15 protein-coding genes are annotated in these 14,458 nt (G+C 72.0%); 9 read left to right on the forward strand and 6 right to left on the reverse strand.

Annotated features, from left to right (window positions below; all coding sequences use genetic code 11):
* Positions 1 to 13: 13 nt before the first annotated feature.
* The 6 genes from RI578_RS33455 to RI578_RS33480 all read left to right on the forward strand — a co-directional run bounded on the left by RI578_RS33455 (position 14) and on the right by RI578_RS33480 (position 6,063).
* The gene (locus RI578_RS33455) at positions 14 to 325 is read left to right on the forward strand and encodes an urease subunit beta (protein ID WP_310874544.1); all 312 of its coding nucleotides are present in this window, start codon (positions 14 to 16) and stop codon (positions 323 to 325) included.
* Positions 318 to 2,039, forward strand: a complete 1,722-nt coding sequence (locus RI578_RS33460) for an urease subunit alpha (RefSeq protein ID WP_310874545.1) — start codon at positions 318 to 320, stop codon at positions 2,037 to 2,039. Before RI578_RS33455 ends, RI578_RS33460 begins: the two co-directional genes overlap by 8 nt.
* An 8-nt stretch (positions 2,040 to 2,047) precedes the next feature.
* Positions 2,048 to 2,722 (forward strand): urease accessory UreF family protein, encoded by a 675-nt coding sequence (locus RI578_RS33465; protein ID WP_310874546.1) that lies wholly within the window; start codon positions 2,048 to 2,050, stop codon positions 2,720 to 2,722.
* A 166-nt stretch (positions 2,723 to 2,888) separates the two neighbouring features.
* On the forward strand, positions 2,889 to 3,563 hold the full coding sequence (gene ureG, locus RI578_RS33470) for an urease accessory protein UreG (RefSeq protein WP_310874547.1): 675 nt from the start codon (positions 2,889 to 2,891) through the stop codon (positions 3,561 to 3,563).
* Positions 3,551 to 4,321, forward strand: coding sequence for an urease accessory protein UreD (locus tag RI578_RS33475; protein WP_310874548.1), 771 nt, complete (start codon positions 3,551 to 3,553; stop codon positions 4,319 to 4,321). Before ureG ends, RI578_RS33475 begins: the two co-directional genes overlap by 13 nt.
* 128 nt (positions 4,322 to 4,449) lie before the next feature.
* On the forward strand, positions 4,450 to 6,063 hold the full coding sequence (locus tag RI578_RS33480; RefSeq protein ID WP_310874549.1) for an alpha/beta hydrolase: 1,614 nt from the start codon (positions 4,450 to 4,452) through the stop codon (positions 6,061 to 6,063).
* Positions 6,064 to 6,129: 66 nt separating this feature from the next.
* Here the strand turns inward: RI578_RS33480 and RI578_RS33485 are convergent, their stop codons facing one another.
* From RI578_RS33485 to proP, 3 genes are all read right to left on the reverse strand, one after another.
* Positions 6,130 to 7,164 carry an NAD-dependent epimerase/dehydratase family protein gene (locus RI578_RS33485; RefSeq protein ID WP_310874550.1) on the reverse strand — a complete coding sequence of 345 codons (1,035 nt, stop codon included), beginning with the start codon at positions 7,162 to 7,164 and terminating at the stop codon, positions 6,130 to 6,132.
* Between the two features lie 314 nt (positions 7,165 to 7,478).
* Entirely contained in the window at positions 7,479 to 8,201 is a 723-nt protein-coding gene (locus tag RI578_RS33490; RefSeq protein WP_210959636.1) for a 1-acyl-sn-glycerol-3-phosphate acyltransferase, read from the reverse strand.
* Positions 8,202 to 8,383: 182 nt separating this feature from the next.
* Complete coding sequence (proP, locus tag RI578_RS33495) at positions 8,384 to 9,898, reverse strand: glycine betaine/L-proline transporter ProP (RefSeq protein WP_310874551.1); 1,515 nt, start codon at positions 9,896 to 9,898, stop codon at positions 8,384 to 8,386.
* 153 nt (positions 9,899 to 10,051) lie between these two features.
* On the opposite strand from proP, the gene RI578_RS33500 reads away from it, so the two are divergent.
* A complete protein-coding gene (locus RI578_RS33500; RefSeq protein WP_310874552.1) occupies positions 10,052 to 10,507 on the forward strand; it encodes an RpiB/LacA/LacB family sugar-phosphate isomerase in 456 nt (151 codons plus the stop codon).
* An 18-nt stretch (positions 10,508 to 10,525) separates the two neighbouring features.
* Here the strand turns inward: RI578_RS33500 and rocD are convergent, their stop codons facing one another.
* From rocD to RI578_RS33515, 3 genes are all read right to left on the reverse strand, one after another.
* Positions 10,526 to 11,746: an ornithine--oxo-acid transaminase gene (gene rocD, locus RI578_RS33505; RefSeq protein WP_310874553.1), complete on the reverse strand. Its 1,221-nt coding sequence runs from the start codon at positions 11,744 to 11,746 to the stop codon at positions 10,526 to 10,528.
* Positions 11,743 to 12,582, reverse strand: a complete 840-nt coding sequence (gene ddaH / locus RI578_RS33510) for a dimethylargininase (RefSeq protein WP_310874554.1) — start codon at positions 12,580 to 12,582, stop codon at positions 11,743 to 11,745. The genes rocD and ddaH overlap by 4 nt, the downstream gene beginning before the upstream one ends.
* A 126-nt stretch (positions 12,583 to 12,708) precedes the next feature.
* Positions 12,709 to 13,236, reverse strand: a complete 528-nt coding sequence (locus tag RI578_RS33515) for an Lrp/AsnC family transcriptional regulator (protein ID WP_310874555.1) — start codon at positions 13,234 to 13,236, stop codon at positions 12,709 to 12,711.
* A 77-nt stretch (positions 13,237 to 13,313) separates the two neighbouring features.
* On the opposite strand from RI578_RS33515, the gene RI578_RS33520 reads away from it, so the two are divergent.
* Together RI578_RS33520 and RI578_RS33525 are read left to right on the forward strand one after the other, a co-directional pair.
* On the forward strand, positions 13,314 to 14,072 hold the full coding sequence (locus RI578_RS33520) for a LytTR family DNA-binding domain-containing protein (protein WP_310874556.1): 759 nt from the start codon (positions 13,314 to 13,316) through the stop codon (positions 14,070 to 14,072).
* A gap of 3 nt (positions 14,073 to 14,075) precedes the next feature.
* Positions 14,076 to 14,435, forward strand: a complete 360-nt coding sequence (locus RI578_RS33525) for a hypothetical protein (RefSeq protein ID WP_310874557.1) — start codon at positions 14,076 to 14,078, stop codon at positions 14,433 to 14,435.
* The last annotated feature ends 23 nt before the right edge of the window (positions 14,436 to 14,458 follow it).

A 14,458-nucleotide genomic window follows, 5' to 3' on the forward strand; every position in this document is an offset into this window, starting at 1 on the left:
GGGACGGCAGCCAATGATTCCCGGAGAGATCCTCTTCGCCGACGAGCCGGTCGCCTTCAACGAGGGCCGCGCGAGCATCCGTCTGACCGTGCTCAACACCGCCGACCGGCCGGTCCAGGTCGGCTCCCACTACCACTTCGCCGAGGCCAACCCCGGTCTTGACCTCAACCGCGAGGCGGCTCACGGCATGCGGCTCAACATCGCCGCCGGCACCGCCGTCCGGTTCGAGCCCGGCATCCCGGTCGACGTGGAACTGGTCCCCCTCGCGGGTGCCCGCGTCGTCATGGGTCTGCGCGGCGCGACCGGAGGTGCCCTCGATGCCTGAACTCTCCCGTCCCGCCTACGCCGACCTGTTCGGCCCGACCACCGGCGACCGCGTCCGCCTCGCCGACACCGACCTCCTCGTCGAGATCGAGGAGGACCGCTCGGGCGGCCCCGGCCGCTCCGGCGACGAAGCCGTCTTCGGCGGCGGCAAGGTGCTGCGCGAGTCCATGGGCCAGTCCCGTGCCACCCGCGCCGACGGCGCCCCCGACACCGTCATCACCGGCGCCGTGGTCATCGACCACTGGGGCGTCGTCAAGGCCGACATCGGTATCCGCGACGGCCGGATCACCGGCATCGGCAAGTCCGGCAACCCGGACACCATGGACGGTGTCCACCCCGACCTCGTCATCGGCCCCGAGACGGAGGTCATCGCGGGCAACGGCAAGATCCTCACCGCCGGCGGCATCGACACGCACGTCCACTTCATCGCGCCGGCCGCCGTCGACGAGGCACTCGCCTCCGGCATCACCACCCTCATCGGCGGCGGCACGGGCCCCGCCGAGGGCAGCAAGGCGACCACCGTCACCCCCGGTTCCTGGCACCTCGCGCGGATGTTCGCCGCTCTTGAGTCCAGCCCCGTCAACATCGGCTTCCTGGGCAAGGGCAGCACCATGTCCAAGGAGTCCATGCGCGACCAACTGCGCGCCGGCATCCTCGGCTTCAAGATCCACGAGGACTGGGGCGCCACCCCGGCCGTCATCTCCGCGTGCCTGGACGTGTGCGAGGAGTCCGGTGTCCAGCTCGCCGTCCACACCGACACCCTGAACGAGGCGGGATTCGTCGGCGACACCTTCGACGCCGTCGCCGGCCGCACCCTGCACGCCTTCCACGTCGAGGGCGCCGGCGGCGGCCACGCACCGGACATGATCACGGCGGTCTCGCTGCCCAACATGCTCCCGGCGTCCACCAACCCGACCCGGCCGCACACCGTCAACACCGTCGAGGAGCACCTCGACATGCTGATGGTCTGTCACCACCTGAACCCCGCCGTCCCCGAGGACCTGGCCTTCGCGGAGTCCCGCATCCGGCCCAGCACCATCGCGGCCGAGGACATCCTGCACGACATGGGAGCGATCTCCATCATGTCGTCCGACGCCCAGGCCATGGGCCGCATCGGAGAGGTGATCCTGCGGACCTGGCAGACCGCGCACGTGATGAAGCGGCGCCGGGGCTTCCTGCCCGGCGACACCCGCGCCGACAACCTGCGCGCCCGTCGATATGTCGCCAAGTACACCATCAACCCCGCCGTCGCCCAGGGCATCGAGCACGAGGTCGGCTCCGTCGAGACCGGCAAGCTCGCCGACCTGGTCCTCTGGGACCCGCGGTTCTTCGGCGTGAAGCCGCAGTTGGTGCTCAAGGGCGGCCAGATCGCGTACGCGCAGATGGGCGACGCCAACGCCTCCATCCCCACGCCGCAGCCGGTGCTGCCGCGCCCCATGTTCGGCGCGCACGGCACGGCGCCCGCCGCCAACTCGGTCGCCTTCGTGGCGGAGGCGACCATCGAGGCCGGGCTGCCGGAACGACTCGGTCTCGGGCGGGAGTTCGTGCCCATCCGGTCGACCCGCGGCCGTACCAAGGCCGACATGCGGCAGAACGACGCCCTGCCGCGAGTCGAGGTCGCCGCGGACTCCTTCGCGGTGACCATCGACGGCGAACTCGTCGAACCCGCACCCGTCGCCGAACTGCCGCTCGCGCAGCGGTACTTCCTCTTCTGAGGGCCGGCATGAGCCGCGCGACACTGCTCGTCCTCGCGGACGGCCGCTTTCCCGCCGGAGGGCACGCCCACTCCGGCGGGGCGGAGGCCGCCGTCCGGGCGGGGCGCATCACGGACGCCGCGAGCCTGGAGGAGTTCTGCCGGGGGCGGCTGCACACGAGCGGGGCCGTCGCGGCCTCCCTCGCGGCAGCCGCGGCCCTCGGCGTCGACCCCGGCGAGCTGGACCTGGCCGCGGACGCCCGCACTCCGTCACCCGCGCTGCGGCTGGCAGCACGCAGGCTCGGGCGGCAGCTCATGCGGGCTGCCCGTGCCACCTGGCCGCATCCCGAACTGGACGCACTGGCACAGCGGTTTCCCAAGGGCGCCCACCAGCCCGTCGTCCTCGGGCTGACCGCCCGCGCGGCCGGGCTCGGGCCGCTGGACGCGGCGTACTGCTCCGCGTACGAGGGGGTGAGCGGGGCGGCGACGGCCGTGGTGCGGCTGCTCAGCCTCGACCCCTTCGACGCGACCGGTGTGCTCGCGCGGCTCGCGTCCGAGGTGGACCTGGTGGCCCGGGACGCCGTGGAGGCGGGGCGGCTGGCCGTGACCGACGGGGTCGACGTGCTGCCCGCGCGGTCCGCGCCGCTGCTGGAGATCGGGGCGGAGGCGCATGCCGCGCTGCCTGTGCGGTTGTTCGCCTCGTAGGGGGTTTCGCCCCCGCCGCCCCTTCCCTTTCCCGACCCCAGGGGCTCTGCCCCTTCGACCCCGCCAGGGGGCTCTGCCCCCTGGACCCCCGTCGGCCTGAACGGCCTCGTCCTCAAACGCCGGACGGGCTGAATACAGCCGGCCTCAGTGTTACAGGAGTCGCAGCATGCATCTCGACCATCACCACGACCACCCCGCCGTCTCCGCCGACGCCCACCGGCCCGACGGGCGCCGCCGTGCCCTCCGTATCGGGCTCGGCGGGCCCGTCGGGTCCGGGAAGACCGCGACCGTCGCCGCGCTCTGCCGGGCGCTGCGGGAGGAGCTGTCCCTCGCCGTCGTCACCAACGACATCTACACCCGTGAGGACGCCGAGTTCCTGCTCCGGGAGGCGGTACTGCCGCCGGAACGGATCAGTGCCGTCGAGACGGGGGCCTGTCCGCACACCGCGATCCGGGACGACATCTCCGCCAACCTGGAGGCCGTCGAGGATCTGGAGGACGAGGCCGGACCGCTCGACCTGGTCCTGGTGGAGTCCGGCGGGGACAACCTCACCGCCACCTTCTCCAAGGGGCTCGTCGACGCCCAGATCTTCGTGATCGACGTGGCCGGCGGAGACGACATCCCGCGCAAGGGCGGGCCCGGCGTCACCACCGCCGACCTGCTGATCGTGAACAAGGTCGACCTCGCCCCGTACGTCGGCTCGGACCTCGCGCGCATGGCGGCCGACGCCAAGGCACAGCGCGGTGAACTGCCCGTCGTCCTCCAGTCGCTGCGGAGCGAGGACGGTGTACGGGACGTCGCGGACTGGGTGCGGGACCGGATCGCCGCGTGGACCGCGTGACCACTCCGGGCGGCGTACGGGCGAGGGCGCGCGTGCTCGCCCACGGCGACGGACGCGGCGGCACCGTCCTGCCCGTGCTGGAGGGGGAGGGGCCGCTCGCGGTGCGACGGACCCGGGGGAGAGGTGCCGAGGCCCGCGTCATGCTGGTCGGCGCGATGAGCGGGCCGCTCGGCGGCGACCACTTCGCGGTGGCCGCCGAGGCGGCCCGGGGCGCCCGGCTGCGGGTCGGCTCGGCCGCCGCCACCCTCGCCCTGCCCGGGCAGGACAAGGCCGGCGCCCGCTACGACGTCCGGCTCACCGTCGGCGACGACGCCGAACTGCACTGGCTGCCCGAGCAGTTGATCTCCGCGCACGGCAGTGACCTGCACGTCGCCACGCGTGTCGACCTCGCGGCCCAGGCCCGCTTCCTGCTGCGGGAGGAACAGGTGCTCGGCCGGTCCGGCGAGGAACCGGGGCGGCTCACCAGCCGTCTGACCGTACGGATCGCCGGCCGGTGCGTACTCGACCAGGAACTGGCCTGCGGTCCCGGCGCCCCGGGCGGCTGGGACGGTCCGGCCGGGCTGGCGGGGCACCGTGCCGTCGGACAGCTCGTCGTCGTACGCCCGGAGTTCGCCGCAGACCCACCGGCGGCGCGGGCCTTCGCCGAGGGCGTCGCGGTCATGCCGCTCGCCGGCCCCGCCGTACTGGTGACGGCCGTGGCACCGGACGCGCTGCTGCTCAGGCGGCTGCTGGAGGAGGCGTCGGACGCGCTGGGCTGAGTTCCCGACGACCGAACATATTGCTCCGTTTATCGGATTGGCAAAGAAGTAGCACCGCCTCTGTTCTCAGGGAACGCACAGCCGCGAGGATCCCCGTACTTGTCGCAATCACGTACGGGGAGGGCCACTTGAGGAAGAGCAGACTGGGGCGGAGGACGGCGGCGTTCGGCACGGCCGGAGCGCTGGTCACCGCCACGCTGATGGCCGGCGCCGTCGCGGCGCCCGCCGCGAGCGCCGCTCCGTCCACCGGCCACGGATACGCGAAGGGCTGGGACCGCGAGGCCCGCGGCGCCGCCATCGCCGCGGCCCGCGCCGCACGGGCCGGCATCGACTGGCAGGACTGCCCCGCCGACTGGAACCTGCCCAAGCCGATCCAGTGCGGCTACGTCACCGTGCCGCTCGACTACGCCAAGCCCTTCGGCAAGCAGATCAAGATAGCCGTCGACCGCATAGGCAACACCGGCACCAAGGCCGAGCGCCAGGGCGCGCTCCTCTACAACCCCGGCGGCCCGGGCGGCTCCGGCCTGCGCTTCCCGGCCCGCGTCACCGGCAAGAGCGCGGTGTGGGCCGACGCGGCCGAGGCATACGACTTCGTCGGCTTCGACCCGCGCGGCGTCGGCAAGTCCGCGCCCATCTCCTGCGTCGACCCGCAGGAGTTCGTCAAGGCACCCAAGATGGACCCCGTGCCCGGCTCCGAGGCCGACAAGCTCGCCCAGCGCAAGCTCGCCCGCGAGTACGCCGAGGGCTGCTACGAGCGCAGCGGCGAGATGCTCCCGCACATGACCACGCCGAACACCGCGCGCGACCTCGACGTCATCCGCGCCGCGCTCGGCGAGAAGAAGCTCAACTTCCTCGGCGTCTCCTACGGCACCTACCTCGGCGCCGTCTACGGCACCCTCTTCCCGGACCACGTGCGCCGGATGGTCGTCGACAGCGTCGTCAACCCGTCCCGCGACAAGATCTGGTACCAGGCCAACCTGGACCAGGACGTCGCCTTCGAGCAGCGCTGGAAGGACTGGCAGGACTGGGTCGCGAAGAACGACGCCACCTTCCACCTCGGCGACACCCGCGCCGAGGTCCAGGACCAGTGGCTCACGCTGCGCGCCGCCGCCGCGAAGGAACCACTCGGCGGGGTGGTCGGCCCGGCCGAGCTGATCTCCTTCTTCCAGAGCGCCCCGTACTACGACTCCGCCTGGGTGCCGGTCGCGACCGTCTTCAGCAAGTACGTCGCCGGTGACACCCAGGCCCTCGTCGACGCGGCCGCCCCCGACCCGTCCGACACCGCGGGCAACGCCTCCGCGGAGAACGGCAACGCCGTCTACACCGCCGTGGAGTGCGCAGACGCCAAGTGGCCCACCGACTGGCGCACCTGGGACCGGGACAACACCCGGCTGCACCGCGACCACCCCTTCATGACCTGGGCCAACGCCTGGATGAACCTGCCGTGCGCCACCTGGCCGGTCAAGCAGCAGACCCCGGTGAACGTGAAGAGCGGCAAGGGTCTTCCGCCGGTGCTGATCGTCCAGTCCGAGCGGGACGCGGCCACCCCGTACGCGGGCGCCGTCGAACTGCACCAGCGGTTCAAGGGCTCGCGTCTGATCACCGAGCGGGACGCCGGTTCGCACGGCGTCACCGGCATCGTCAACCCGTGTATCAACGAGCGGGTGGACACCTACCTGCTCACCGGCAAGGTGGACGCCCGGGACGTGACCTGCGCCCCGCACGCCACACCCAAGCCGTAACGGCACCGGGTACACCGGGTACGAGGAGGGGGCGGCCGGTCCTACCGGCCGCCCCCTCCGGCGTCCTCAGCCCTGCCGCGCCGCCAGCCAGGTGTCCTCCGCCGCGTAGTCGAAGAGGTCGCCGTACGCCCGGAACATCTTCGGGTACGCCTCCCGCCAGTCCCGGCCGGCCAGCCGCTCCTCGAGGAAGGCGACCGTGTCCGGCAGGGCCTCGGCGTACCGGACCACCGGGCGGTAGCCCAACTGCCGTTCCGCCGCCGACATGTCGCACACGACGGGCACGGGCACCGACCACGGCGTGTCGCCCACGCCGTCCGCGGGCGGCGGGCCGTCCACCAGCACGTCCTCGGCCTCCACGCCCATCACCGCGTCGATCGCCGCCGCGATCTCCGCCACCGTCGGCGCGTCCGGATCGACCGCGTTCAGGACGCGCGTACCCGGCCGCGGGGCGGCCAGCCGGATCAGCTCGGCGATGTTGTGCACGCTCGCCGGGTGGAAGCGGCTCGCACCGCCGTACGCGAGGACGCGCCGGCGCCTGCCGTCGAGGTTGCGCTTGACGAAGTACAGCTCGCGCGGGGTCCGGCAGTGCGGCCCGTGGATCGCTCCCGCGCGCAGCAGTGTGACGGGCAACCGGTCGCCCGCCGCGAGGAGTTCCCGCTCCAGCGCGATCTTGCGGGTGGGGTACGAGGTGTCGCCCGGGCGGACCGTGCGCTGCTCCTCGGTGAGCGGCACGGGGTAGTGGGGGAAGCCGTCGGGTTCGGCCTGCGTGTCGAAGTTGCGGCCCTTGTCGTCCTCGTAGACCGACAGGCTGGAGATCACCACCGCCGAGCCGACCCGTCCCGCGAGCCCGACCAACTGCCGCGCGTGCCCCTCCCCGTAGGCCACCATGTCCACCAGGACGTCACAGCCGTCACCCACCGCCGCCGACAGGGCCGCGTCGTCCTCCCGGTCGGCCCGCACCACGTGTACGTCCTCGGGCCAGCCCCCGTCCCGCTCGCCGCCTCGCGAGACGGCCGTCACCTCCCAGCCGTCGCGGGCCAGCGCCCCCACCGCCACCCGACCGATCTGTCCCGTCGCTCCGACCACCACAGCACGTGTCATACGGCGACCGTAGGCGCCCGCCCGGCCACCCGGCCACGCCCTTCTGCCGACGGCAGACGAGAGGAGCCCCGACGGCGGGCAACGAGCCCCGAGGGCAGGCAACGAGCCCCGAGGGCAGGCAACGGCCCCCAGGGGGTGTCGTTCGGATCTTGCCGGGGTCGCGGGGCCTGGCACGCGCATCTGCGGCGTTGTCGTCGGTTGCCAGGGCTCCGCCCTGCCGCCCTCCTCCGCCTTGCAGCTGCACGCACCAGACCCCGCTCGGGTCAGTTGCCACGCACCGTTGCCCGGAGCCGGCCTGATCCGAACGACACCCCCTAGCGGTGCGGCAGCCGGGGGAACCTCGGGCCCTTCGCCGCCTTCGCCGCCTCCTCCGCCTTCACGTCGGCCGCGTACCGGTCGACGTACTCCTGGCCGGACAGCGTCAGGACGGCGTACATGATCTCGTCGGTGACGGCGCGCAGTACGGCCTTCTCCCGTTCCAGGCCGGCGTAGCGGGAGAAGTCCAGGGGCTCGCCGAAGCGGATCACCACGGGGTGCAGCTTCGGGATCTTGCGGCCCGGCGGCTGCGCCTCGAAGGTGCCGATCATCGCGCAGGGCACGACCGGCACCCCGGCCCTCAGCGCCATCACGGCGACGCCGACCTTCCCCTTGTACAGCCGGCCGTCGTGCGAGCGCGTGCCCTCCGGATAGATGCCGAGCAGCTCGTCCTTGCCCAGCACACCGAGCCCCTCGCGGATCGCGGCCTGCCCCGCCTCCTTGCCGGTGCGGTCGACGGGGATCTGCCCGGCACTGCGGAAGAAGAACGCGGTCAGCCGGCCCTTGAGACCCGGCCCGGTGAAGTACTCGGCCTTGGCGAGGAAGGTGATGCGGCGTCTGAGCACCGCGGGCATCAGGAAGTGGTCCGAGAACGAGAGGTGGTTGCCCGCGACGATGGCCGCCCCCGACGCCGGCACGTGGTCCAGGCCCTCGATGCGGGGGCGGAAGACGACTCTCAGCAGCGGGCCCAGCAGTACGTACTTGAGCACGTAGTAGAACACGGTGTGTCTCCCGCTCTCCCGGTAGGCAAGGCACGGCTCCGCGCCGGACGTCCGCGTCCGGTGATCGATCGTAGCCCGGACCGTGCCGATCGGGCCGGGCCCGGTTCAGCCCCGCTTCGATCGACCGAGGCATCGACCGGGCGGTGGGGTACGTGCCGGTCCCACCGCCCGACGACGCGACGTCAGAACTTCGGCGTGGGGGCCTGCGACTCGACCAGCTCCGCCGCCTCCTCCTGGCTCTGCACCGAGGGCGGGGAGCCCTCGAGAGGCTGCTGGGCGGTCTCCTTCATGCAGGCCACCGCCACGACACCGACCAGGGCCGCGGCCATCGCGTAGTAGGCGGGCATCATGTCGGAGCCGGTCACGCTGATCAGGGCGGTGATGACCAGCGGCGTGGTACCGCCGAACAGCGACGCGGACAGGTTGTAGCCGACGGAGAGGGAGCCGTACCGGACGTTGGTGGGGAACATCGCCGGGAGCGCCGCCGACATCGTGCCGAGCAGGCAGACCAGGGAGAGACCGAGCATCAGCATGCCGGCCGAGACGGCGAGCAGACTGCCCTCCTGCACCAGCACGAAGGCCGGGGCGGACAGCACGAAGAAGCTGATCATGCCGGTCATGAGGAGGGGCTTGCGGCCGAAGCGGTCGGACAGGCGGCCGACCTGGTTGATGATCAGCATCAGCAGCACCATGGTGGCCACCAGGATCATCAGGCCGTGACTCTCGCTGTAGTGCAGCTCGTCCGAGAGATACGTGGGCATGTACGACAGCAGCATGTAGTCGGTGATGTTGTACGCGCCGACGAGCGCGATGCACAGCACCAGCGAGCGCCAGTGCGTGCGGAAGATCTTGGCGAGGTCGCCCCGCGCGGTGGTCTCCACCGCGGTCGCCGCCTCCGAGATGTGGACGTTGGAGTCCTCAAGCTTCAGGAACGCGGGCGTGTCGTCCAGCCTCAGCCGCAGATAGATACCGACGATGCCGAGCGGCGCCGCGACCAGGAACGGGATGCGCCAGCCCCAGGCGTCCATGGTGTCGCTGCCGAGCCAGGTCGTGAGCCCGGTGACCAGGCTCGCGGCGCCGGTGTACCCGGCCAGCGTGCCCAGCTCCAGGAAGCTGCCGAAGAAACCGCGCCGCTTGTCGGGCGCGTACTCGGCGATGAACGTGGACGCACCGCCGTACTCGCCGCCGGTCGAGAAGCCCTGGAGCAGGCGGAACAGGATCAGCAGGACGGGGGCCCAGAAGCCGATGGAGTCGTAGCTGGGGATGAGCCCGATGGCGGCGGTGCCGATCGCCATGAGGATCATCGTCAGCGCGAGCACCTTCTTGCGGCCGACCTTGTCACCCATCGGACCGAAGACCATGCCGCCGAGCGGGCGTACCAGGAACGCCACGGCGAACGTGGCGAACGAGGAGAGCAGCTGCGCGGTGTCACTCCCGGACGGGAAGAACACTCGGCCGATGGTGCCGGCCAGATAGGCGTAGATGCCGAAGTCGAACCACTCCATGGCATTGCCCAGAGAGGCGGCCTTCACCGCCCTCTTGACCGCGGCCTCGTCCGTGACGGTGATGTCCGACCGGCGCAGGCGGGGGTTCTGCCGACGCTTGATCGCCCGGAACAGGGCCGGGTGGCGGCGGATCGCCGCGGCGTCGGATTCTTGGCCGTTCTCGGTGGGGGACGTGGCGGACTCCCTTTCCACGGGCAGTCGCTCCCGGCGGAGGGCTGCTCGGTCGTACGTTTCTCAGGTCGTACCGTTCCCCCGATCATCCTGGGTATGGTCGTGACTTCAGTCATGTGGTTGAGCCGATGAGGTGAGCGGCGCGCGGACGGGTGCGGTGGGTACGCTGCGCGCATGCGCATCTCCGTCTCCTCCGACATGGACGAACCCGTCGCCCGCCTCCTCGTTGAGGAGCTGCGCGGACGGGGCCACGAGGTGCTGACGCACGGCGCGCTGCGGCCCGGCGCGGACCCGCGGTGGGCGGTGTGCTCGGAGCGGGCGGCGCGCGAGGTCGCCGACGGCACGGCCGACCAGGCGGTGGTGTGCTGCTGGACCGGCACGGGCGCGTCGATCGCCGCGAACAAGGTGCCGGGCGTACGGGCCGCCCTGTGCGCCGACGCGTACACGGCGGACGGGGCCCGTCGCTGGAACGACGCCAACGTGCTCGCGATCGGTCTGCGGCTGACGTCGGCGCCGCTGCTGCGGGAGATCCTCGACGCCTGGTTCGCGGGCGAGCCCGGCGAGGACGCCGAGGACCGGGACAACGTGACGCACGTGGAGCGGCTCGACCGGGGCCGAGCCGCTCCGTGACGGCACCTGGGACGGGGGTCAGGAGGTCAGGACCTTCTCCAGCGTCCCGAGCGCCCCTGCCAGCTCCTCACCGGTGACGGTCAGCGGCGGCGCCAGGCGGATCGTGGAGCCGTGCGTGTCCTTGACGAGGATGCCCTCGCGCATCAGACGCTCGCTGACCTCGCGGCCCGTGCCGAGCGCCGGGTCGACGTCGACGCCCGCCCACAGCCCGCGCGCGCGGAAACCGACGACGCCCTTGCCGACCAGGGCGGTCAGACCCTCGCGCAGCACCGCTCCCAGCTCGGTCGCCCGGCGCTGGAACTCGCCCGTCTCCAGCAGCTCCACCACCGCGGTGCCGACCGCGGCCGCCAGCGGGTTGCCGCCGAACGTCGAACCGTGCTCGCCCGGGTGCAGCACACCGAGCACCTCCCGGCTGCCGACCACCGCCGACACCGGGACGATGCCGCCGCCCAGCGCCTTGCCGAGCAGCACCACGTCCGGCACGACCGACTCGTGCTCGACGGCGAGGGTGCGCCCCGTGCGGCCGAGACCCGACTGGATCTCGTCCGCGATGAAGAGGCACCCGGCCCGGCGGGTCAGCTCCCGCACGCCGGCCAGATAGCCGTCGTCCGGGATCAGCACACCCGCCTCGCCCTGGATCGGCTCGATCAGCACGGCCGCCGTCGTCTCGTCGACCGCCGCCTCCATGGCCCCCAGGTCGTTGTACGGGACGACCCGGAAGCCGGGTGTGAAGGGGCCGAAGCCGGAGCGGGCCGTCTCGTCCGTGGAGAAGCTCACGATCGTCGTCGTACGGCCGTGGAAGTTGTCCGCCGCGACGACGATCGTCGCCCGGTCGGCCGGGACGCCCTTCACGTCGTAGGCCCACTTGCGGGCCACCTTGATGCCGCTCTCCACCGCCTCCGCGCCGGTGTTCATCGGCAGCACCATGTCCGTGCCGGTCAGCGCGGCCAGCCGCTCGGCGAAGGACGCGAGCCGGTCGTTGTGGAAGGCGCGCGAGGTGAGGGTCAGCCGGTCCAGCTGGCGGTGGGCGGCGTCGACCAGCGCCGGGTGGCGGTGGCCGAAGTTGAGCGCCGAGTAGCCGGCCAGCATGTCCAGGTAGCGGCGGCCCTCCACGTCCTCGACCCAGGCGCCCTCGGCGCGGGATACGACCACGGGCAGCGGGTGGTAGTTGTGCGCGAGGACGGGCTCCTCCGCGCGGATCAGTTCCTCGGAGCCGCGGTCGCGGGCGGGTGCGGTCATGAGTGGATCTCCCGGATCTCCTGGGTGCAGCACTTGATGCCGCCACCCGCCTTGTGGAACTCGGACAGGTCGACGGGGACGGGGACGTAGCCGAGGCCGGCGAGCTGATCGGCGAGTCCCCGGGCCCCGGGCGAGATGAACACGTGCCGCCCGTCGGAGACGGAGTTGAGCCCGAACGCCATGGCGTCCTCGCGGGTGGCGATCACCGCGTCCGGGTAGAGCCGCTCCAGCACCTCGCGGCTGCCGGGCGAGAAGGCCCCGGGGTAGTAGGCGACGTTACCGGCGGCCCCGTCGCTGCCGTCGTCGAGCACGAACAGGGCCGTGTCCAGATGGTAGAAGTACGGATCCACGAGCGTCAGCGAGATCACCGGCAAGCCGAAGAACTCCTGCACCTCGCGATGCGCCTCACGGGTCGTACGGAATCCCGTGCCGGCCAGGATCCAGCGGCCGGCCGGGACCAGGTCGCCCTCGCCCTCGCAGACCGCCTCGGAGTGCTGGACCTCGAAGCCCTCCGTCTTGAACCACGCCTCGTAGGGCACGGACTCGGGACGACGCTCGGGCGCGTGGAAGTGGGAGCCGAAGACCCGGCCCTCGACGACGACCGCGCAGTTCGCGGCGAAGACCATGTCGGGCAGGCCCGGGACCGCCCCGATCGTGTCCACGGTGTGGCCGTGGGCGCGGTAGGCGTCGACCAGTGCCTGCCACTGGTCCAGGGCGCGGATGACGTCGACCGGTCGGCCGGTGCTCATCCACGGGTTGATCGCGTACTGCACGGCGAAGTGTCTGGGTTCGCAGACCAGGAAGCGCCGCCGGCGCGGCACACGTGATTCGGGCACAGAGGGGTTCCTCCGCTTCCTTACGGGTTGTGACTGAGGGATGACACCACGGTAGGAAGCGAAGGAGACGGACGACAAGCGACAAGAGCTGCGTGTTGGCGCAGTATCGCTGCGTTCTGAGCCAGGTCAGCGCACGTCTGCTGCGCCCTCGGCCGGTCCGGGTGCCCCGCCCTCGGGCGCCGGAAGGCTCGCACCGGCCTCCGGAGCGTCCTGGATCAGATGGGACAGCACCATCACACTGATCGTCTTCCGGATGAACGGCTCGGCCCGGATCCGCTCCAGCACCTCCTCGAAGTGCTCCACGTCCCGCGCCCGCACATGCAGCAACGCGTCGGCCCCACCGGTCACCGTCATCGCCGCCGTGATCTCCGGATAGCCGCGCGCGACCTCCGCCAGCCGTCTCGGCGGCGCCGCACCCTCGCAGTACACCTCCACGTACGCCTCGGTGCGCCAGCCCAGCGCGGACGGGCGCACCGTCGCCGTGAACCCGGTGATCACCCCGGTCTCGCGCAGCCGGTCCACCCGGCGCTTGACCGCCGTCGAGGACAGCCCGACCTCCGCGCCGATCTCCGCGAAGGACGTCCTGGCGTTCGCCATCAGGGCGGTGACGATCTTCCGGTCGAGTTCGTCGAACGGCGTGGGCCTGCTGTTCATGCGGGCACTGTATCCAGCGGATACGTCCGCGACGGGAACGTGTGCAGGCGTACGGATTGCTCCTACACTCCAGCCTCATGCTGCGCGCCCTTGCTGTCGACGACGAACGCCCCACGCTCGAGGAACTCGTGTATCTGCTGAACGCCGATCCCCGCATCGGTACGGCGGAGGGCGCGGGAGACGCGACCGAGGCGCTGCGCCGCATCAACCGCGCCCTGGAGTCGGGCCCCGACGGGCCGGACGCCATCGACGTCGTCTTCCTCGACATCCAGATGCCGGGCCTGGACGGACTCGACCTGGCCCGGCTGCTGAGCGGGTTCGCCCGGCCGCCGCTGGTCGTCTTCGTCACCGCCCACGAGGACTTCGCCGTGCAGGCCTTCGACCTCAAGGCCGTCGACTACGTCCTCAAACCCGTCCGCCGGGAACGGCTCGCCGAGGCGGTCCGCCGCGCCGCCGAACGCCGGGGCACCACCACCCCCGCTCCCCGCATACCCGTGCACGAACCCGACCCCGACCACATCACCGTGGAACTCGGCGGCGTCACCCGCTTCGTCCCCGTCGAGGACATCACCCACGTCGAGGCCCAGGGCGACTACGCCCGCCTGCACACCGACCGGGGCAGCCACCTCGTCCGCATCCCCCTGTCCACCCTGGAGGAGCGCTGGCGCGCCCGCGGTTTCGTCCGCATCCACCGCCGGCACCTCGTCGCCCTGCGCCACATCGGCGAACTCCGCCTGGACGCGGGCTCCGTGAGCGTCCTGGTCGGCACCGAGGAACTCCAGGTCAGCCGACGCCACGCCCGTGAACTGCGGGACCTGCTCATGCGGAGGCCGTGAGTCATGCCCCAGGACCCCACCGAGCGCCGCGTCACCGTCACCGGCCCGCCCAGGCGGACCCGACGGGCCTCCGGCTACTACCGCCCGCGCACCGAGATCGACGAGCAGACCACCCTCGGGCACACCTACGTCCGCTCCCTCATGCGCAGCCAGTTGCGCGCCGGCCTCACCGCCTTCGCGGTCCTCGGACTCCTCGTCGGGCCGCTGCCGCTGCTGTTCGCGGCGATGCCCGACGCCCGCCGCCTGGAATGGGCCGTCCTCGGCTTCGGCCTGTACGCCCCGCTGGTCCTCCTCGCCCGCTGGTACGTGCGCCGCGCCGAACGCAACGAACGCGACTTCGTCCGCCTCGTCGAGGACCGATGACCTTGTCCAGCGAGGCTGTGAAG

Source organism: Streptomyces sp. BB1-1-1, from assembly GCF_031597775.1.
Lineage (GTDB): Bacteria > Actinomycetota > Actinomycetes > Streptomycetales > Streptomycetaceae > Streptomyces > Streptomyces thinghirensis.